This is a genomic window from Methylopila musalis (genome assembly GCF_042679725.1).
In the GTDB taxonomy this organism is placed as follows: domain Bacteria; phylum Pseudomonadota; class Alphaproteobacteria; order Rhizobiales; family Methylopilaceae; genus Methylopila; species Methylopila musalis.
Genome location: NZ_JBHTMX010000420.1, coordinates 1 through 711, shown reverse-complemented (window position 1 = coordinate 711; position 711 = coordinate 1). Strand labels below are relative to the sequence as shown.

Here is a 711-nt window from a genome sequence, read left to right as displayed (position 1 = left end):
GGCTTCGCCCAGCGTCAGCCCGGCGACGGGCGCGGCGGAGGCGGACAGCGGCGCGCCGCTGTCCCGCGACAGCGCCAGCCCGCCGTCGCGCTCGACGCGCAACTCGTCCATCTCGACGCTGACGCGGATGTCGTCGGCGATCGGCGCCACCACAACGCCCTGCACCGTGGGCAGCAGCGTGAACTCCACGAAGGACTGGGGCCGCAGGGCGCCGCGCGGCGCCCGCGCCGCGGTGACGACCACAAGCTCGTCGCCGCCGGCCGGATCCTTGATGCGCCGGGCGACGCCGAGGCCCTCGACCCGGGCGGTCACGAGGCCCCGGCCGCCCCGGCCGAAGGCGGAGGCGAAGCGGATCGGCTCGGTCGGCGCCAGCAGGTCGTCCCCGAGCGCCACGATCCACGCCCCGCCATCGATCGCCGCGGTGACGAGGCGGGGCTCGCGCAGCGTCAGCCGCACCAGCCGCCCGCCGTCCAGCGGCGCCTGGTCGGCGGACACGATCAGGCCGGCGGAGCCCTTCTCCAGCCGGTCGAGCGTCAGCGGCGCCGGATCGTCGAACAGCGCCCACAGGGTGCGCCCGCGCAGGAACACCGCCGCGGCCGGCGCCTTCGTGAAGGGAAAGGTCAGCCGCACGGTCTGGCCCGCCACGGCGGCGCTCGCGGTTCCCGGCGCGCCATGATCGGCGGGCGCGGAGGGCGCGGCGGGCTGCGCCGA

General features: G+C 77.6%; 1 pseudogene. It reads right to left on the bottom strand.

What is annotated here, in order from left to right:
- Nucleotides 1–711, bottom strand: a pseudogene (locus ACFQ4O_RS18075) (hypothetical protein); the annotation flags it as partial.